This window comes from Clostridium beijerinckii (assembly GCF_018223745.1).
Classification (GTDB): domain Bacteria; phylum Bacillota; class Clostridia; order Clostridiales; family Clostridiaceae; genus Clostridium; species Clostridium beijerinckii.
Map to the genome: position 1 here is coordinate 1,867,647 of NZ_CP073653.1, position 17,630 is coordinate 1,885,276.

Consider the following 17,630-nt stretch of genomic DNA (forward strand, 5'->3'; position numbering starts at 1 on the left):
TATATCCTAGGATTAAGATATATCTCTTTTTCAGTAGATTATGAATTAAATATGTTATTAAAGTCAGCAGGGTTTACAATTAGAGTTTTATTAGTATGGTAAATTACCATTCCAGGTTTTGCCCCATTAGGCTTTTTTAATTCTTTAACTTTTGTGTAATCAATAGGTAATTTTAATGAATTTTTTCCTTTACTATAGTAACCTGCGACTATAGCTGCTTCCTCAAGAGTTTTGTCTGGTACATCAAAAGAGCAAACTATAACATGAGATCCAGGAATATCTTTTGCATGGAGCCACAGATAGTTTTTATTTGCAAATTTTAAACTTAGATAATCATTTTGCAGATTGTTCTTACCAACATAAATATCAATTCCATCGCTTGAAACAAAGTGATTAGGCTTAGAAGTCTTTACCTTTTTTGAATTCTTGTTGTTTTTTCTAAATCTTATATATCCAGTTTCAATAAGTTCGTTTTTTATTTCATCAATTTCATTATAGCTTTCAGCATTTAGAATATTAGTAAGTACAGAATTTAAATATTTCATTTCTTCATCATTTTTCTTGAGTTGAACTTTAGCGTATTCCTCAGATGTCTTTAACTTATTATATTTTTTATAATAATACTGAATATTTTCAGCAGGTGTTTTGGTTTTGTTTAAAGAGATAGTAATATATTCTTCTTGATTTTCGTTATAAAAATTTAGTAGAGTACATTCGCTATCACCTTTTTTTATACTATAAATATATGAAGTTAAAAGATCACCTTTTATTCTAAATGATTCTTTTTCATCGCACTCACTAAGAGTTTCATTAAGTATTTTTAATTTCTTATTACATCTATCAATATTTGTATGAATAAGCTTTTGTAAATCAGTAGATTTATTTTGTAATCTATCTTGTTTATCTTTCTTCTCATAAAAGGCATCCATTAATACATTAGGATCATCATATGAAATTGATAAATAATCTTCATTTAGTGAATTTAATTTTAGAGAATAAAAATCTTTTACAATTCCTAATTTATTTGTATACATATTGTAAGAGATATTTTGATTTAAATCATAAATGAATTTATTAAAATTTTCATAAATTTCACTTATTGTAGGTGAATTATTATGATTTGTAATGTTATAATATAAATCATTAGACAATAGATTACTTATTCCTGTGAAACAATTAAAATAAAATTTATTATCAAAAACAATAGAATTTTTGTTTGTAAAAGAGGATAGTTCTTCTAAAGTAATAGAAAAAGGATTTAACTTAGTAGAAGATGGGGGATAAATAAAATTAACACCAGGATATAATACTCTATAACTATTTATATCAGCAGTTATATGTTTTATTGATTCCATAACTTTATTATCTCTATTTCTAACAAGTGTGATATTAGAGTGTCGTCCCATAATTTCAACTATAAGAGAATATAAACTATCAAATCCTAGTTCGTCTCTATTTTCAATTTCTATTATTAAGATTCTATCGTTATCTTTTTGAGTAACATTTGTAATTCTACCACCTAGTATATATTTTCTAAGAACCATTAAATACATAGGAGCTTTAATAGGATTCTCTTTCGTGCTATTTGTTAAATGTATTCTGGCAAACCTAGGGGATGCTGAAATTAAAAGTTTGATATTCTGACGATCTTTTCTTAGAGTCAGAATAATTTCATCTTTTTCAGGTTGATTTATCTTATCTATTTTGGAATTTAATATTGATTTTTCTAAATTATTTACTAAACTATATAGGTAGATACCATCTAATGCCATTTTATGTCATCCTTTCTTAGTGTAACTATAAATAGTATAACATTATAGGCATATAATTATCAATTAATAGCAAAAATGAGAAGAAGGGTGAATCAAATTCATGCATAGATGTTATATTGATGTATTATAATATAGTTTTATCATTGTAATCCTAATTGAGTTTTTGGATTGCTAAAATACCAAATGTAAACTTATATTAAAAAATTATATATTATAAATGTAAAATTAGAATAATAGAATGAAAAAAGAGCCAAATATTATAAAAAAATTTAAAAAAGTATATAGAAAAATTTTTAAATAAGTTATAATTTAAACTTGGTGATATTATTAAATGATTAAATACAAAAGTTTAATATTAAATAGTTGAAGCTTATGAAATTATACAATTACTAATTATAAGAAATACAGTTAATCAGTAGGGGGAATTTAGATGAACTTTTATAAAATGCAAGGGGCAGGAAATGATTTCGTATTTATTGAGGATTTCGATAATAAGATTAAAGATGAATGCTTATTAGCAAAGAAGATTTGTGACAGACATTTTGGAATTGGTGCCGATGGTCTTGTGATTGTCAGAAAATCAGAGTTAGCTCATGCTAGAATGGTTATAATAAATGCCGATGGTTCAAGAGCTAATATGTGTGGAAATGCTATAAGATGTTTTGGAAAATATGTTTATGAACATAAAATAGCTACGGGTGATAAATTTTCAGTTGAAACTGGTGATGGAATTAAAGAGATTGAAATAATATTAGAAAATGAAAAGGTTAAGTATGTGAGAGTTTATATGGGGAATCCATCTTATAACGGATGCGATATACCTTTAAATAATTTGGAAAGTCTTATAGAAAAAGAAATTGCAGTAGATGATAAAAAGTATAAGATGACTACGTTGCTCCTTGGAGTTCCTCATACAATAATTTTCGAAAGTGATAGAGAATACAATGTTATTCAAGAGGGATCAAAGATAGAAAAATTGGATATTTTTGGTGAAGGAAGTAATGTGAATTTTGTGAAAATAGTTGATGATACCCATATAAGAGTTAATACATGGGAGAGAGGCGCTGGAGCTACGTTAGCTTGTGGAACAGGATGTAGTGCTTCAGTAGTAGTTGCCAAGAAGTTGGGACTTGTTAATAAGGATAAAGAAATTTTTGTTAAAGCTCCTGGAGGAGAGTTAATCATAGAAATTTTAGGTCAAGATGTTTATATGAAAGGTCCTGCAGAAGTGGTTTTCAAGGGTGAACTTTCTTTATAAAATTATAAAAAACGAGGAAACAAAAAATGAATTCATTAGTAAGAAAGTGCTTAAGCATTTTTGCTTTCATTGCAATTCCACTGTTTGTCTTAGGATGTGCATCTAAAAAAGAAGACATACCTAATGTGACAGAGGATATTAAGTTAAATATAGGAGCAGTTCTAAAAAGCGAAGACGGTAATTATAAACTATATAATTATGACAATGGTAAGTATGTGGAGACAAAGGAAAATAAGGTTATCATAGATTATGATAAAAGTAGTTCTAATTATATATATGTAGATAGTGGTAAAAATTATGTAGTTAATAACGGAAATAGATATGAAATCCAAGATGAAAATTATAGTGGATTAAAATTATCAAAAGGTGGAAATTATATTTCTTACTTTATAGATGATAATGGGCTTAAGTTAAAAATATTCAATACAAATGGAAATAAAGAAATTGAAATGAAATCTAATGTTTCAATATCGGGAACATTATATGATTGGTATGATACAGATACATTGGTTTATTATGGAGTAAGCAATGATGGCGTTAATGGATTATTTACTTATAATATAAAAGAAAATAAAGAAGAGTTACTTTATAAGATTAATGAAGGCTATTTAGCATTTATAAAATCAAGAGATGACGATGTAGTATTTTTACAATTAACACTGGAAAATAAAAGAGAAGTAATGATGATAAACAAAAAAACAAAGGATGTTAAGCTTTTGGCAGATAACGTAGAAGAGATTTCAGATATAATTATAAATAAAGATAAATTGTATTTTACAGGAAAAGCGTATAATAATGTTAATTCTTTATATGAATTAATAAATAATAAGGTAAAAAGATTAGTTTTTGATTTTCCGGGTACCGTAAAAATAGAAAAAGGATTAGAGGTAAGTGAAAATGGAGATGTTTTGTTTATAGGTTCTAGTAATGGAGATCTCAAGAAAGAGCAAATTTATACATACACTCAAGATGGTAGTATAAGTGAAATAGGGAATAGTTCATCAGAATATGTTTTTTTAGCATATACGCAGTAATTTAAATTTAGAATTCTTTATCATGTTTTTATATGATGGAGGATTCTTTATTAATATAAAAAAGTATTGACTCTTACCTTACGTAGGAGTATATGCTATTCTTATCATAAAAATAATAATATACATATTGCAAAAATAATTCTTCATCATAATTCTAAAAATATCAAAAGAATTTTAGCTGTAATTGTGAATTATGAAATATGCATTGCGAATTGCAACATATATATTAAAAAAGGAGATAGTAGAATGGATCTAAAATTACAATATAACTGTAGTAATATAGATTGGGAAGAAGTATCTAGTATACTAGAAAAAGTAGGGATGAGTCATTATGAAGGCGAAATACATAAGAAAGCATTTGAAAATAGTTATGCTGCTGTATTTGCTTTTGATAATGATAAGTTGATTGGCTTTGGACGAGCAATCTCTGATGGAGTTTATCAATCTGCAATTTATGATATAGCTGTGCTACCTGAATATCAAGGTAAGAGTATAGGAAGTAAGATTGTTAATAAAATCTTAGAATGCGTTCCTACATGTAATGCTATATTATATGCTTCACCTGGAAAAGAAAAATTTTATGAAAAATTAAATTTTAAAAAGATGAAAACAGGAATGGCTTTTTTCAGAAATTCAATTAAAATGCAAATGAAAGGTTTTATAGAATAATAAAAGAATAAGTAAGAGTTAATGGATAAACTAAAGCTTTAAAGATAATAATATCTTTAGAATTTAAAATTGTGATATAGGAGCGTAGAAAATGAATAAATTTGATAAAGTTATTAACCAAAAGACTAGTGAATTAATAACAAAGAACTTACTTGGGCAAGAAGTTACTGAAGAAGAGTTTAGAAAATTTAAAATTATTGCTAGAGCAATTGTTAGAGAAGAAATGAGGGGAGTTAAGCCAAATAAAAATCCTAAGTCATTGTACGGTAAAACATGGAAAGCTGCAAGAAAATATAGTGATGTTAAGAAATAAAAAGTATGTATTAGAATTTGATTCGTTAAGTTATCATGAAATCCTAGGCATTTTAATTAATGTCTAGGATTTTTAATTTAAAAGTTTAGTAATTTCTATTATTTAGGCGATAAAAAAGATTACATTATTTGGAATATAATGAATAATTACTGAGATTTTGGTTCAAAATTTAAAATAGAAACTAAAAAATATATAATTAGATAGGTGTGTTTAAAATTAAGGAATATGAAATTGAAGATGTAGATTTAGGAACTGCTAAAAATTTAAAAAAAGAAATTTGTGAGAAGTATAGAGTTATTCCAATAAAGGAAAAATTGGACGAGGTAATAGTTTTGTCATATGGAGTAACTGAAGAAGCAAAAGAATATCTAAGATTTATATATAACAAAAACATAGTTATCAAAGAAATCGAAGAGAGAAATTACGAAAGTTTAAAAAATATAATATTTGGTATAGATGATAAATCATTAGAAGAGATATTGATAACTAATGCAATAAAGGTTAATGCCAGCGATATTCATATAGAACCTCAAAATGGATGTGTTTATGTACGATATAGAATTAACGGTAGTTTAGTTTTGGTGCACAAAATAGATTCTGATGAATATATAACTCTTGCATCGAAGATTAAGCTGAAAGCTAATATGGACATAACTGAAAAAAGAAGACCTCAAGATGGAAAAATAATAGTTAATTATAATAATCTAAAATACGATTTAAGAGTATCTTCAATACCTGTAGTATATGGAGAAAAATTAGTAATTAGAATATTATATTGTGATAACTTTGACTATAATCTTGAGGACTTAGGATTTTCAGAAAGTCAAATTAAACTGATTAGAAAAATAATATCTTTGAAGAACGGGCTTATATTAATTAGCGGCCCAACCGGTTCTGGTAAAACTACTACAATCTACACAATATTGAAGGAAATCGATTCCAAGGCTTTAAATATAACGACTTTGGAAGATCCAGTTGAGATAGTCATGCCTAATATCAACCAAATGAGTCTAAATAAAAAATTGGACATAGATTTTTCGAATGGCCTTAGAAGTATATTGAGACAGGACCCAGATGTGATTATGATTGGAGAGATAAGAGATGAAGAGACTGCTAGCATGGCGGTAAGAGCATCGATTACTGGGCATAAAGTATATAGCACTATTCACTGTAAATCAGCAAGGGAAGTTTATATAAGATTAGAAAATATGGGGATCAAACCATATCTATTGAGTGATGCGCTAGTTGGAATAATATCACAAAGATTAGTTAAGATTTTATGTGATGATTGTAAGAATATAGATGATGAAAATTCAGTGAATGGAAAGATATTATATAAAAAATGTGGCTGTAAAATGTGTAATTATTCAGGGTATGCAGGAAGACAAATAATCAGTTCGGTTCACTTCTTACAGGAAAATAGTGAAAAAAGGATGGTGGATTTATATAAGGATAGCAAATACCTATCAAATGAAAATATGAAGAAAGATTTGGAAGAGTTATTACTTCAAGGAAAGATATCTAATAGTGATTATATAGAATTTATAGAAGGGGAAAGATTGAATGAATAGTAATGATTCGGAAAGTTCAAGTTATAGAGGATTTAAAAATATAACATATTTTAGCTTAAAAAAAGGGATTAAGATTAAGCATAAAGTAAATGAAGAACAACTGGCATTAATATCAGGAAGTTTAGCACAGATTTATAAAGATGGAATAAGAATAACCGAAGCGTTAGATTTGGTGGCGGATACATTACAAAGTAAGATATATAAGGAAAGTTTATATGGCGTTTTAGAGTTAATAAAACAAGGCAGTAGTTTGTCACAAGGATTTTCGGAGTTTAAAGACTTATATCCAGAATTCTTCATAGGAATTATTTCAATTGGCGAGAATACAGGAAAACTATATGAGGTGTTAAAGGGATTAAGTATCTATTATGATAAATCTATATTTATTAAGAAAGAAATTAAAAATGCATGTATTTATCCGATGTTTGTATTTATTTCAATGATATTACTTAGTATATTTTTGGTAAATGAAGTGATTCCGAATTTCTTCGAAATTTATAAATCTATGAATATCAAATTACCAAAAGGTTGCCAAGTCATATATGATATGAGTATTGCTTTTAAGGACAATCATCTAGTTACTGGTGCTGCAATTTTTTCTTGGAGTGTAATATTAATAATTTTAGCAAAGTGTTTATCTAATCAAATTAGCATAAACAAGCTAACGAAAATAAGTATAGTAAGATCTTTCTTTGAGTATATAATGGTATTGCTTTTTTCAATAATAACAAGTACTGGAATAAATATTTCACAGGCTCTTAAATATTGTGAAAATAGTATGAGTTTTATGTATTTACGAAATAAAATTACTGAAATAAATTCAAATATTATAAGCGGGGAAACTCTAACTGAGTCTTTAGAGAAAAGTGGAGTTTTTTCAAAATATGCGTTAGCTATTGTAAGGATTAGAGAAGAAGGGGGGACAATAGAAGAAGGTTTTAAAGAATTAGCCAATACTCTAGAATATAGACTTAATGAGAAAATACAAAAATATTTAAAAATGATAAACCCGATTTTCATAATTATGATGGCAAGCTTCATAGCTTTATTTTTACTGATATTTGTCCTTCCATTGTTTAATAATCTTCAGGGTGGAATAAGAAAATGAGAAGAGAGGGATTCACTTTAATAGAAACTATGGTAAGTATTTTTATACTAACAATTTTACTTAGTGTAGGAATATCATTAAGTAAATTTGCTCGGAATGTATCAAAAAATATAGATAATTCGGAATATATTTATGAGATTCAAAATTTACTTTCATATGGCAAAGCGGTTTGTAGAGAAAAGAATAACTATGGAAAAATAACTGTAATGGCAAGTAAAAATGAAATTAAATTTATAGATGGATGGGATAGTATAGAGAAGACTGTATATATTTCGAAAGAAATAAAAATCATTAGTGGAGATATAAATATATTGGTAACGCCAGATGGAAAAATATCTAGGGGGAATACAATAAAGATAATAGATAATTGCGGTGTAAAGCAGGATATAACGATAGGCGTTGGAGTGGATTTGATTAGTATAAAGAAGGTGAAGCAATATGAAAAAGCAGGGCAGTATATTAATTGAAACATTAGCGTCTGCAATGATTGTAACTTTGACTGCTACATTTATTATAAGTACGAGCATAGAAAATTCTAATATACTAAGGGAAAGAATTTTAAAAGAAGAAGTCGATAGGGCAATAAGTAATTTGGAAAATGAATTAAAATACAATACATCAAGTGAAGAGATACATGAAATGTTAGAAAATAAAATTGGATTTAAATATAATGGTGATTTTAGTAGAGAATTAATATATAAAAATTTAGATGAATTAGAAGATGGAGAAGACATTAGGCTAAACAAAATAAGTGAGGATGGCATTGGCTTAAATTTAGAAATAGTAGCTAATATTAAGGTCGGAAAAAATGAAGTGAATGTGGAAAAAAAGTTTACTAAAAGTTGGTGGATGGATGAAGTATAAAATTGGATACGTTTTTAAAAAGAAGAGAGGATTTACTATTATTGAATCATTAGCGTATATTTTTTTAACAACAATGATTTTGGCATCTGGAATAAGTTTGTTTACATCCATGTATAGAGCGTATTTAGAATCAATTCAGTTAAGTATAAAGTATAATAACTATCAAAATTTTTTTATAGATTTAGATAATATCGTAAGTGAAGGTGGAATTAAGCAGATAACAGTCAATAATAACCAAATTAAATTTTTAAAGAATGATGAATTTAATAGCATGGATAAAATAATTAAATCTTATGATGGAAAAGTTTTTATAAAATATACAAGAAATGATGTTACACAAACAATAAATACTATGCTTGAAGATATAGACAATCTTGAAATTAAGGGAAAAGGAAAATTAATTTATTTTATACTACATGACAAAGATGGGAGGGAATTTATTAAGTGCATTTGAAGAAAAAAGGAACTGTATTAATAAGTACTATGATAGTATTATCCTTAATGAGCATTCTAGGGTGTTTTATGTTCAAAATGATGAAAAACAACAATGAACTAAGCTGTTTATACAATTTTGATAAAGATAGATATGATTTGAATTCAAATGAGGAGCAAGTGTTAAATAAGTTTATGATAGAGATTAATAGAGAGAAAGTAAATAGTGAGAAACTGAATGAAGATATGTTTTCAGAAAACTTTAATAAAAAAATAGATGATAATATAATCGAATACAATAAAGATAATAATAAACTTCTATTAACAACTTACAAAGAAGATGATGTAATAAGAAAAAGATCAATTGTTTACAGTTTTAAGGGGGAAAAAATAATTTTAATTCCGACATATAATTTTGATGACTATAACAAATAGCATCTATGATAATGTGAATAATTATAAAAGCATTTAGACTAAGAGTTTATAAAAGAGGTGTTTAATGAGAAAATCAATAATATTTATTAAAAAAAATTATTGCACATATGATGGAAAAAAATATGATTTTAATGAATTTAGAGAATTAAGTGGTTTATTAACTTCAAATATAAAGGTGGTAATACTTCAAGAAGAATTATTTGTGAGCCATTTTGAGAATTCTGTAAGAAGATGTAAATTATGCGGCTTTGTAGATTCAAAAATTAGAAATGATTTCCCTCAAAATGGAGATATACTATATGATTTTGAGAAAAAGGGAAATGTAATTTCAATATACTCTATAAAGGGGTCTAAGAGAGTTGAAAAAGTAGTGGAGAAGGCAATAAATATAGAAATTAAGCCAATTCAATTTATAATAAAAGATGCTTTGATGAAAATAGTTAGAGATAATAATAGAAATTTTAAAGCACTAATAAAATATGATACATGCTATTATTATGTATCATTTAGGGATAGATTATATCATGATGGATTTGTTTCTGAAAATAAACATATTGTTGAAGAGAAACTTTTAAAGAAAGGTGATCTCGAAGGAATATACGTTGATGACAATACGGTTGATATTATTTCAGACAATAATAAATCTAAGGCTAAAAAAGTGAATATAGGAGAATTTATAAATGAAAATATATACGAAAAACAAAGATTTCATTCCAGAAAGATTTTTTAACAAGGCTGAAATGAACACAATTAGAAAGGAGAATAAAGTAATAATATTATTTTTAATTATTAACTTAATTGCTTTTCCGTTTGTAGTTCAAAATATAAGTGAAACTAAAGAAAGTTCTAAATTAAATAGAAATAGTAACCTAGAAGAAGGTAAGATTAAGTTTGAAGATATTAGCATTTGGGTAAAAAATTTAATGAAAGACAATATTGAAGAGGCACACATAACTAATAATGGCGGGGATATAATAGTAAATAATTTAAGTGATATAGATGAGTTAAGTTCCAATGGTTTTATAGAAATACATGATATGAATTTAAATGATAATGAAAAATATAAACTAGGAGTAAGCTTATATGAATAGACTACTCAATCATATAATTTTAAGCATAATGATAATATTAGCCTTTACGCAAATACTATGTATAAATAATATAAAAAAAGCTAATAATATCAAAGTACACAATTATCAAAATAAATTTTACGATCATAAAACTTTAAAACAAATTAACAGAGATTTAGATTGCTTAAATGAAAAGAATATTCTTTCTGCTAATGAAAAAGACGGTAAATGGTATGTGAAAATAAAAATATCCGGTAGTAAAGATGATCTATTAAATGAGTTGCCTAAATTAAAAAATTATGATGTGAATAACTATATTATAGATAAAAATAAGGACGAAACCTCTATTATATTAGATATAAGCACTAAGGAAAGTGTTTAAAAGGCTATAAAATTATAAAATTTTACTGGAAAATAATCAGAAAGATTGCAATTATCATTGTCTTTTGATAAAATATGAGTGTTATGTCAACGATTAAGTATATTAGCTTAATATTTGGAAAAAGTTACGCGGTAATTAGGCATATTAAAAAAATAACAAGTCATTATGATAGTCTGTTTTGTATAATACTAAAGTAATATATTTACTGAATAATATATTACTTTGATGTAATGTTGTTTATTTAGTAACAAAAAGAATACAGAACATCTTAGAGGTGTTATTTATTATATGTCTTATTTTATAAATTTGGAGGGATCTTTAATGATAACAGCAGGAGATATAAGAAAAGGAACAACGTTTGAATTGGATGGACAAGTATTTACAGTAGTAGAATTTTTACATGTTAAGTCAGGTAAAGGAGCAGCATTCGTAAGAACTAAACTTAGAAATGTAATTTCAGGTGGAGTTACAGATACAACATTCAACCCAACTACAAAATTACAAGAAGCAGTAATTGAAAGAAAAGAAATGCAATATCTTTATTCAGATGGAGAATTATATTACTTCATGGATCAAGAAACATATGAGCAAATTCCTTTAAACTATGAAAAAGTTGAAGATGCAATAAGATTCTTAAAAGAAAATATGTTTGCAACAATAAAATTCTTTAAAGGTGATGCATTCTCAGTAGAAGCTCCAAACTTTGTTGAATTATTAATAACACAATCTGAACCAGGTGTTAAAGGAAACACTGCTACTAATGCAATGAAACCAGCTACACTTGAAACAGGTGCGATAGTTAATGTTCCTATGTTTGTTAATGAAGGTGATGTTATAAGAGTAGACACTAGAACTGGCGAATACATGGAAAGAGTTTAAGCTATATAGTTGCTAAGCGAGAAGCTTAGCAACTTTATTTTATATTTAATCTCAACATTTTTACAAATAAAGAGAAGGAAGTGAAAAGATATGGAAGAGCTTAGCAAAGAGATTGAAGCTTTAAAAAAGAATTTATCTAAAATAGAAAATAAGGATTATAAAGAATGTTTTGATAATGTATACTCTATTTTAGAAGTTATGAATCAAAGAATAGAAGAGTTGACTGTAAATCAAGAAACATTGGAAGAAAATATTAGATTTATGGATGATGATTTATCAAATATTCAAGATGAACTATTTGAAGAGATGTCTATAGATGAATTAAATGATATCGAAGATGAATATACGGAAATAAACTGTATTCATTGTAATAAACCAATTTTTATTGAACAATCTACCCTAAGCAATAACGAAGAAATTCCATGTCCTTATTGTAAAAAGAATATAAAAGGATAATTAATTATTAAATATATAAATAAAATGGCTATCTTAAAGTTAAATTTAAGATAGCCATTTTTTAATTTACATATTTTTATTATAATTCAGTAATATTTTGGGGAGATATTAAATATTAATTAATTAAGAGAACGATGGAGGAGGCAGTGGAGTTTTGATTGGTGAAGAAGAGATAGTAGGAATTTTTCCAACTAAAATAGGCAATTTACTTAAGGATAGGCTTAATAAAGAACAGGTATATGAGCTTAGAATTAAAATTGGGAAACCAATTTTAGTTTACTCAAAATATGGAGAAAGTATTATTAATTATATTTCTACAAAGGAAGATATGAAAAGTATTATGCAAAAAGTTTCCAATTATTCATTATATGCCTATGAAGAAGATATAAGGCAAGGATTTATAACAATTAAAGGTGGACATAGGATCGGCATAGCTGGTGAATGTGTAATGGAAAAGGGTGAAGTAAAGACTATACGAAATATTTCATCTGTAAATATAAGAATTTGCAGAGAAGTAATTGGATGTTCAAATAAGGTTATGAAATATATTACATCAGCATATAAAGTTTATAATACTATAATAATTTCTCCACCTAAATGTGGAAAGACAACAATTTTACGAGACATAGCTAGAAATATATCAAGTGGAATGCCATCTTTGGGGATTGCTGGTAAGAAGGTGGCGGTGATAGATGAACGAAGTGAAATAGGAGCCTGCTATTTTGGAATTCCTCAAAGCGATTTAGGAATCAGAACAGATGTATTAGATAACTGTTTAAAAAGAGAAGGGTTAATCATGGCAATTAGAAGTCTTTCTCCGGAAGTACTAATTTGCGATGAAATAGGCACTAAGGGAGATGTAGAAGCACTTATTATGGCGTTCAATTCTGGCGTAAATATAATAACAACAATCCATGGTTTTACAATAGAAGATCTATATAAGAGAAGGGTCCTTAGTGACTTATTAGATAATGAGATTTTGGAAAGAGTAATAATATTAAGTAATAGAAATGGTATTGGAACAGTTGAAAATGTGTATAGCATAAAAGGAGGTGAGAGTATGTGCTTAAATTAATTCTTATAGTATGCATATTTATTATAAGCACATATATAGGATTTGCATATGGAGAAACTTTCAAGAAAAGGCAGGAGCAGCTTAAAGAGATATTGAAATCTTTAACAATTCTCCAAAATGATATAGTTTATGGAACAACTCCTTTGCCTGAAGCTTTAGGAAATTTATCACATAAAGTGTGCAAGCCTCTGAGCAATTTTATTGAATTAGTGGTTAATAGATTACTAAAAGGGAATGTAGAAAGCGTATATGAAGCAGCATTAGAGGAGTTTGAAGTGTTGGAAAATGAATTTTATCTTGAACGTGATGACAGAAAGATAATGTCAGATTTTTTTAAGTCTCTTGGAGAATCAGGTGTTTATGGACAAGAAAAAATATTCTTATTGGCGATTGAAGGAATAAAAATAAATCTAAGTGATGCAGAGGAAAATGCAAAGAAGAATACAAAGCTTTATAGATATCTTGGAGTATGTTTGGGAGCAATGATAATCATATTTATGATATGAGGTCATTATAAATAATTTATAATAGCTAAAATAATTATACTAAATAAGGATTGGAGGAAGATAAATGCATGATATAACTATACTTTTTAAAATTGGAGGAGCTGGGATACTTTTAGTAGTATTAGATAAGGTTCTTACTAGCAGTGGAAAAGGTGAGATTGCAGCTATAACAAATATTGCAGGAGTTGTAATAATTCTGCTTATGATAGTTTCGATCATAGGGGATTTATTTAGTACTGTTAAAACTATGTTTGTAATGTAGGGATGCAGATTATGTTAATAGTAAAAATTGTAGGCATAGCGTTTATAACATTATTTATTATGCTATTATTCAAGCAATCTAAAAATGAATTAAATACATTCCTTGTTCTAACTGCGGGTGCATTAATTCTTCTTATTATGATAGAGCCACTTAGACAAGTGATAGACTTTGTAAAAGAAATTGCAGATAAAGCCAATATTGATATGGTCTATATTGGAATAGTACTCAAGATTTTGGCTATAGCATATATAGCATCATTTTCAAGTGCATTATGTAAGGATGCTAATGCCGATAGCCTTGCGACTCAAATAGATTTATCAGGTAAAATAATGATTTTAGTACTAGCAATTCCGATACTTATGGCAGTATTAAATTCTATATTGCAGATAATGTAGGTGTTTATATATGAAGATGATAAAAAGAGTTACGTTTATAGTATTAATGAGCCTTATGATTAACATATTTATTTCGGCTGTGACAGGTGATTCTTTTATTGAATCGAGAACTATTTATGCGGCAGAAGTAAATAATAAAGTTGATATTGAAACAGGTAATAACACAAACTTTTATGATAAGAATAAAAGTAAACAATCTTCTGAAAATGAAGTTAACATAGATGAATTAGGGGGAAGTGCGAAAGAAGAAATTAATTCGCTATATGAATATATAAGCAAAATGAAAACAGATGTTGAGCTCATGAATAATTTAAATCCAGTTGAATATGTCAAAACTTATATCAAAGAAGGTAAAGGGAATCTTTCAATTGATACACTTCTAAAAGCAGCATTAAGCATAATATTTAAAGAAGTGAAAAGTGTATTATCTTTAGTAATATCAATAGTTACAATAGCAATAATATGTTCACTACTAAAAAATCTACAAGATGCATTTTCAGGTGAAAGTATATCCCAAGTAGCATTTTATGCATGCTACGCCTTAATAATAATGGTGTTATCAAAGAGTTTTATAATTTCAATTTCAGTTGCTAAAGATGTAATAAATAATATTTCAGATTTTATGAGTGCGCTTCTCCCTATTCTTGTGACTATGATTTCTCTTGCTGGAGGAATAGCAGCGGCTACTACATTAGATCCTATAGTACTTGGTGCAGTTGTATTTATACCTAAAGTTTATTCCAATGTGATAATTCCAATGATATTAATGGGATTTGTATTAGAATTTGCGAATAACATATCAGCAGAGCATAAAATAAATAATTTGTGTAAGTTGTTTAAGCAAATCATCATATGGTTTCAGGGAATCATAGTAACAATTTTTATAGGATTATTAACGATTAGAGGGATTACATCAACTACGATTGATGCAGTAACACTAAAGACGGCAAAATTCGCTGTAGACAACTTTATTCCTATTGTTGGAAAAGCCTTTTCGGATGCGATTACTTCTGTTGCTGGATATTCACTTATAATAAAAAACGCTATAAGTTCAATAGGGTTAGTTGTAATTATCTTAATTCTCTTACACCCCCTTATTAAGTTAGTTCTTATAGAGTTTATATATAAATTATCAGCGGCATTAATAGAACCAATAAGCGATTCTAGAATAACGAAGTCATTGGAGGCAGCGGGAAGTTCCATGATGCTTATAATATCATGTGTATTAACTGTAAGCTTTATGTTTTTTATATTAATAGGTATCATGGCATCCACTGGTAGGTTTATAGTTGGAGGATAAAATAATATGTTTATGGAAGCTTTAAAAAAATTTGTAATTACCCTTGTGACTGTTCTTATATTTATGAGCGCTGTAGAGATGATTGCTCCTAGTAAGATGAAGAAATATATAAAATTTGTCTTGGGATTAATACTAATAACAATTATATTAAATCCAATATTGCAAATTGTAGAAGGTGGAGAAAAAAACTTTACAGATGTAATTAATAATTATGAACAAGCATTTTCAAAAGATAGAGATACAGCTAATTTTGAAAGTATAAATACATTAAGCAAAAGTAATACAGATGATGAGAGAAAAAAAGCATTTGTAGCCAACTTTAATAAAAATTGTGATAACATTTTAAAAAATAATTTCAAAGAGATGAACTTTAAGAGCGAAGTTGATTGTGATGTGGATTTTAGTAAAGTAGCTATAAATGTAAAGAAACTTAGGATAGGTGTAAGTAGTAATAAAATAAATAAAATAAAAAAAATAGTAATAAGCAAAGGTGCAGATGAAAATAACGAAGGAAAAAATGCGGAATATAGTGAAATAGCTGATTTTGCAAGCAATGAATTAAACATTCCAAAGGAGAAAATAGAAGTATATGGATTAGAGGAGTAGGAGGTATATATATGGATAAAGATAAATTTAAAAAAGAATTTAGCAAAATACTAGAGCAGAAAAAGATGAAAAGTCTTATAGCAGTTTGTATAATACTTGCATTTATACTTATTGCTATGAATGTATTTTCATCTGGCAACAATAATTTTAGCAGCAATAAACTATCATCTACCGCAGCTAAAACAAATGCAGAAAATGTAGATGATACTAAAATAAATAATGAATCAGATGAAAAAAATTATGAAGAAAAACAAAAAAATGATTTAAAAAACATATTAAAGAAAATGAATGGAGTTGGTGATGTTGAGGTAATGATGTCTTTTGAAAATGGGGGAGAAAAAGTTCCGGCGTATGATAATAATAATCAAAAGTCAACTACAGAGGAAAATGATACCGAGGGTGGAAAAAGAGTTACAAATCAAGACACAGATACGTCAAAAACTGTAATGACAACATCTGATGGGAATAATGAACCATTTATTTTGAAAACCTATAAGCCTAAAATTACTGGGATAATAATACTTGCAGAAGGTGCTGACAATAGCAAGATAAAATATGGAATAGAACAAGCTGTGTCAAAACTATATAACTTAAGTTTAGATAAGGTTAATGTATATAGCATGAAGAAGTAGCATATAATTTTATAGAAAAAGAATGGGAGGAAGAATATTATGACAAAGAAACAATGTGGGATTATATTTACATTATTAGCATTAATATTATGTGTAGGAATGCTAGCAGCAAAACTTAATAACGGAGGGCTAAATGATCCAACAGATTTAAGCCAGGTTTTATCTACTGATCAATCAAAAACTGAACAAGATACACAGGCTTTAAGTCAACAAAATTATTTTTATGATGCGCGAAGCGAAAGAGATCAACAGGATTCAACTACAATACAAACTTTAAATTCAATAATTTCAGATGCAAATACATCAAAGGAGCAAAAGGATCAAGCAACAAAAGAGTTAACACAAAAAACAATGACAAAAGATAGTGAAGGAAGAATAGAATTAAGTATCAAAAATAAAGGTTATGAGGATGCTTTATGTATGTTACAATCAGATAAAGCAACAGTAATTGTTAAATCACCTAATGAACTTCAAGAAAGTGAAACTGTGGCTATACAAGAAATAGTTCAAGAGATATCAAAAATTAAAGACGTAATAATACAAGTACAAAAATAGTATAAAAACCATAATATATTTGTAATGTTAAATTATATTTGATATAATGAACACAA

24 protein-coding genes are annotated in these 17,630 nt (G+C 27.2%); 23 read left to right on the top strand and 1 reads right to left on the bottom strand.

Annotated elements, in window-relative coordinates:
• Positions 1-38: 38 nt before the first annotated feature.
• Positions 39-1,772 carry an Rqc2 family fibronectin-binding protein gene (locus tag KEC93_RS08550; protein ID WP_039770580.1) on the bottom strand — a complete coding sequence of 578 codons (1,734 nt, stop codon included), beginning with the start codon at positions 1,770-1,772 and terminating at the stop codon, positions 39-41.
• 430 nt (positions 1,773-2,202) lie between these two features.
• Here KEC93_RS08550 and dapF point away from each other — a divergent pair, with 430 nt between their 5' ends.
• From dapF to KEC93_RS08665, 23 genes are all read left to right on the top strand, one after another.
• Complete coding sequence (gene dapF / locus KEC93_RS08555) at positions 2,203-3,030, top strand: diaminopimelate epimerase (protein ID WP_039770578.1); 828 nt, start codon at positions 2,203-2,205, stop codon at positions 3,028-3,030.
• A gap of 26 nt (positions 3,031-3,056) precedes the next feature.
• A complete protein-coding gene (locus tag KEC93_RS08560) occupies positions 3,057-4,064 on the top strand; it encodes a hypothetical protein (RefSeq protein ID WP_077868082.1) in 1,008 nt (335 codons plus the stop codon).
• A 246-nt stretch (positions 4,065-4,310) separates the two neighbouring features.
• Positions 4,311-4,733 carry a GNAT family N-acetyltransferase gene (locus tag KEC93_RS08565; RefSeq protein WP_023974727.1) on the top strand — a complete coding sequence of 141 codons (423 nt, stop codon included), beginning with the start codon at positions 4,311-4,313 and terminating at the stop codon, positions 4,731-4,733.
• Between the two features lie 91 nt (positions 4,734-4,824).
• Positions 4,825-5,046 carry a hypothetical protein gene (locus tag KEC93_RS08570; RefSeq protein WP_023974726.1) on the top strand — a complete coding sequence of 74 codons (222 nt, stop codon included), beginning with the start codon at positions 4,825-4,827 and terminating at the stop codon, positions 5,044-5,046.
• Between the two features lie 206 nt (positions 5,047-5,252).
• Complete coding sequence (locus KEC93_RS08575; protein WP_172462727.1) at positions 5,253-6,617, top strand: GspE/PulE family protein; 1,365 nt, start codon at positions 5,253-5,255, stop codon at positions 6,615-6,617.
• Positions 6,610-7,725: a type II secretion system F family protein gene (locus tag KEC93_RS08580; protein WP_023974724.1), complete on the top strand. Its 1,116-nt coding sequence runs from the start codon at positions 6,610-6,612 to the stop codon at positions 7,723-7,725. The genes KEC93_RS08575 and KEC93_RS08580 overlap by 8 nt, the downstream gene beginning before the upstream one ends.
• Positions 7,722-8,192: a type II secretion system protein gene (locus KEC93_RS08585; RefSeq protein WP_077868083.1), complete on the top strand. Its 471-nt coding sequence runs from the start codon at positions 7,722-7,724 to the stop codon at positions 8,190-8,192. Before KEC93_RS08580 ends, KEC93_RS08585 begins: the two co-directional genes overlap by 4 nt.
• A complete protein-coding gene (locus KEC93_RS08590; protein ID WP_039770571.1) occupies positions 8,164-8,589 on the top strand; it encodes a hypothetical protein in 426 nt (141 codons plus the stop codon). The genes KEC93_RS08585 and KEC93_RS08590 overlap by 29 nt, the downstream gene beginning before the upstream one ends.
• Complete coding sequence (locus tag KEC93_RS08595; RefSeq protein ID WP_023974721.1) at positions 8,579-9,043, top strand: hypothetical protein; 465 nt, start codon at positions 8,579-8,581, stop codon at positions 9,041-9,043. Before KEC93_RS08590 ends, KEC93_RS08595 begins: the two co-directional genes overlap by 11 nt.
• On the top strand, positions 9,034-9,456 hold the full coding sequence (locus KEC93_RS08600; RefSeq protein ID WP_023974720.1) for a hypothetical protein: 423 nt from the start codon (positions 9,034-9,036) through the stop codon (positions 9,454-9,456). Before KEC93_RS08595 ends, KEC93_RS08600 begins: the two co-directional genes overlap by 10 nt.
• Positions 9,457-9,520: 64 nt before the next feature.
• Positions 9,521-10,186, top strand: a complete 666-nt coding sequence (locus tag KEC93_RS08605; protein ID WP_023974719.1) for a hypothetical protein — start codon at positions 9,521-9,523, stop codon at positions 10,184-10,186.
• A complete protein-coding gene (locus tag KEC93_RS08610) occupies positions 10,137-10,547 on the top strand; it encodes a hypothetical protein (protein WP_017208891.1) in 411 nt (136 codons plus the stop codon). Before KEC93_RS08605 ends, KEC93_RS08610 begins: the two co-directional genes overlap by 50 nt.
• Entirely contained in the window at positions 10,540-10,908 is a 369-nt protein-coding gene (locus KEC93_RS08615; RefSeq protein WP_017208892.1) for a hypothetical protein, read from the top strand. Before KEC93_RS08610 ends, KEC93_RS08615 begins: the two co-directional genes overlap by 8 nt.
• Before the next feature lie 321 nt (positions 10,909-11,229).
• Positions 11,230-11,787, top strand: coding sequence for an elongation factor P (gene efp, locus KEC93_RS08620; RefSeq protein WP_077868085.1), 558 nt, complete (start codon positions 11,230-11,232; stop codon positions 11,785-11,787).
• A 90-nt stretch (positions 11,788-11,877) separates the two neighbouring features.
• Entirely contained in the window at positions 11,878-12,243 is a 366-nt protein-coding gene (locus tag KEC93_RS08625; protein ID WP_011969015.1) for a CD1247 N-terminal domain-containing protein, read from the top strand.
• A gap of 154 nt (positions 12,244-12,397) precedes the next feature.
• Positions 12,398-13,318 (top strand): stage III sporulation protein AA, encoded by a 921-nt coding sequence (spoIIIAA, locus tag KEC93_RS08630; RefSeq protein ID WP_023974716.1) that lies wholly within the window; start codon positions 12,398-12,400, stop codon positions 13,316-13,318.
• Complete coding sequence (spoIIIAB, locus tag KEC93_RS08635) at positions 13,306-13,824, top strand: stage III sporulation protein SpoIIIAB (protein ID WP_023974715.1); 519 nt, start codon at positions 13,306-13,308, stop codon at positions 13,822-13,824. Before spoIIIAA ends, spoIIIAB begins: the two co-directional genes overlap by 13 nt.
• 64 nt (positions 13,825-13,888) lie before the next feature.
• On the top strand, positions 13,889-14,086 hold the full coding sequence (spoIIIAC, locus tag KEC93_RS08640; RefSeq protein WP_011969018.1) for a stage III sporulation protein AC: 198 nt from the start codon (positions 13,889-13,891) through the stop codon (positions 14,084-14,086).
• 11 nt (positions 14,087-14,097) lie between these two features.
• Complete coding sequence (spoIIIAD, locus tag KEC93_RS08645; protein ID WP_011969019.1) at positions 14,098-14,481, top strand: stage III sporulation protein AD; 384 nt, start codon at positions 14,098-14,100, stop codon at positions 14,479-14,481.
• Between the two features lie 10 nt (positions 14,482-14,491).
• Positions 14,492-15,781, top strand: a complete 1,290-nt coding sequence (spoIIIAE, locus tag KEC93_RS08650; protein ID WP_039770562.1) for a stage III sporulation protein AE — start codon at positions 14,492-14,494, stop codon at positions 15,779-15,781.
• A 6-nt stretch (positions 15,782-15,787) separates the two neighbouring features.
• Complete coding sequence (spoIIIAF, locus tag KEC93_RS08655; RefSeq protein WP_077868086.1) at positions 15,788-16,387, top strand: stage III sporulation protein AF; 600 nt, start codon at positions 15,788-15,790, stop codon at positions 16,385-16,387.
• Positions 16,388-16,398: 11 nt separating this feature from the next.
• Positions 16,399-17,019: a stage III sporulation protein AG gene (spoIIIAG, locus tag KEC93_RS08660; RefSeq protein WP_011969022.1), complete on the top strand. Its 621-nt coding sequence runs from the start codon at positions 16,399-16,401 to the stop codon at positions 17,017-17,019.
• Positions 17,020-17,058: 39 nt separating this feature from the next.
• Entirely contained in the window at positions 17,059-17,574 is a 516-nt protein-coding gene (locus KEC93_RS08665; protein ID WP_011969023.1) for a SpoIIIAH-like family protein, read from the top strand.
• Positions 17,575-17,630: the final 56 nt, after the last annotated feature.

Bases quoted from the DNA above. Each gene is read 5' to 3' on its own strand.
- KEC93_RS08585 (WP_077868083.1), top strand. From the start codon at position 7,722: ATGAGAAGAGAGGGATTCACTTTAATAGAAACTATGGTAAGTATTTTT.
- spoIIIAF (WP_077868086.1), top strand. From the start codon at position 15,788: ATGTTTATGGAAGCTTTAAAAAAATTTGTAATTACCCTTGTGACTGTT.
- efp (WP_077868085.1), top strand. From the start codon at position 11,230: ATGATAACAGCAGGAGATATAAGAAAAGGAACAACGTTTGAATTGGAT.
- KEC93_RS08610 (WP_017208891.1), top strand. From the start codon at position 10,137: ATGAAAATATATACGAAAAACAAAGATTTCATTCCAGAAAGATTTTTT.
- KEC93_RS08665 (WP_011969023.1), top strand. From the start codon at position 17,059: ATGACAAAGAAACAATGTGGGATTATATTTACATTATTAGCATTAATA.
- KEC93_RS08565 (WP_023974727.1), top strand. From the start codon at position 4,311: ATGGATCTAAAATTACAATATAACTGTAGTAATATAGATTGGGAAGAA.
- KEC93_RS08550 (WP_039770580.1), bottom strand. From the start codon at position 1,772: ATGGCATTAGATGGTATCTACCTATATAGTTTAGTAAATAATTTAGAA.
- KEC93_RS08625 (WP_011969015.1), top strand. From the start codon at position 11,878: ATGGAAGAGCTTAGCAAAGAGATTGAAGCTTTAAAAAAGAATTTATCT.
- spoIIIAE (WP_039770562.1), top strand. From the start codon at position 14,492: ATGAAGATGATAAAAAGAGTTACGTTTATAGTATTAATGAGCCTTATG.
- spoIIIAG (WP_011969022.1), top strand. From the start codon at position 16,399: ATGGATAAAGATAAATTTAAAAAAGAATTTAGCAAAATACTAGAGCAG.
- KEC93_RS08570 (WP_023974726.1), top strand. From the start codon at position 4,825: ATGAATAAATTTGATAAAGTTATTAACCAAAAGACTAGTGAATTAATA.
- dapF (WP_039770578.1), top strand. From the start codon at position 2,203: ATGAACTTTTATAAAATGCAAGGGGCAGGAAATGATTTCGTATTTATT.
- KEC93_RS08560 (WP_077868082.1), top strand. From the start codon at position 3,057: ATGAATTCATTAGTAAGAAAGTGCTTAAGCATTTTTGCTTTCATTGCA.
- KEC93_RS08615 (WP_017208892.1), top strand. From the start codon at position 10,540: ATGAATAGACTACTCAATCATATAATTTTAAGCATAATGATAATATTA.
- spoIIIAC (WP_011969018.1), top strand. From the start codon at position 13,889: ATGCATGATATAACTATACTTTTTAAAATTGGAGGAGCTGGGATACTT.
- KEC93_RS08605 (WP_023974719.1), top strand. From the start codon at position 9,521: ATGAGAAAATCAATAATATTTATTAAAAAAAATTATTGCACATATGAT.
- KEC93_RS08595 (WP_023974721.1), top strand. From the start codon at position 8,579: ATGAAGTATAAAATTGGATACGTTTTTAAAAAGAAGAGAGGATTTACT.
- spoIIIAD (WP_011969019.1), top strand. From the start codon at position 14,098: ATGTTAATAGTAAAAATTGTAGGCATAGCGTTTATAACATTATTTATT.
- KEC93_RS08590 (WP_039770571.1), top strand. From the start codon at position 8,164: ATGAAAAAGCAGGGCAGTATATTAATTGAAACATTAGCGTCTGCAATG.
- KEC93_RS08580 (WP_023974724.1), top strand. From the start codon at position 6,610: ATGAATAGTAATGATTCGGAAAGTTCAAGTTATAGAGGATTTAAAAAT.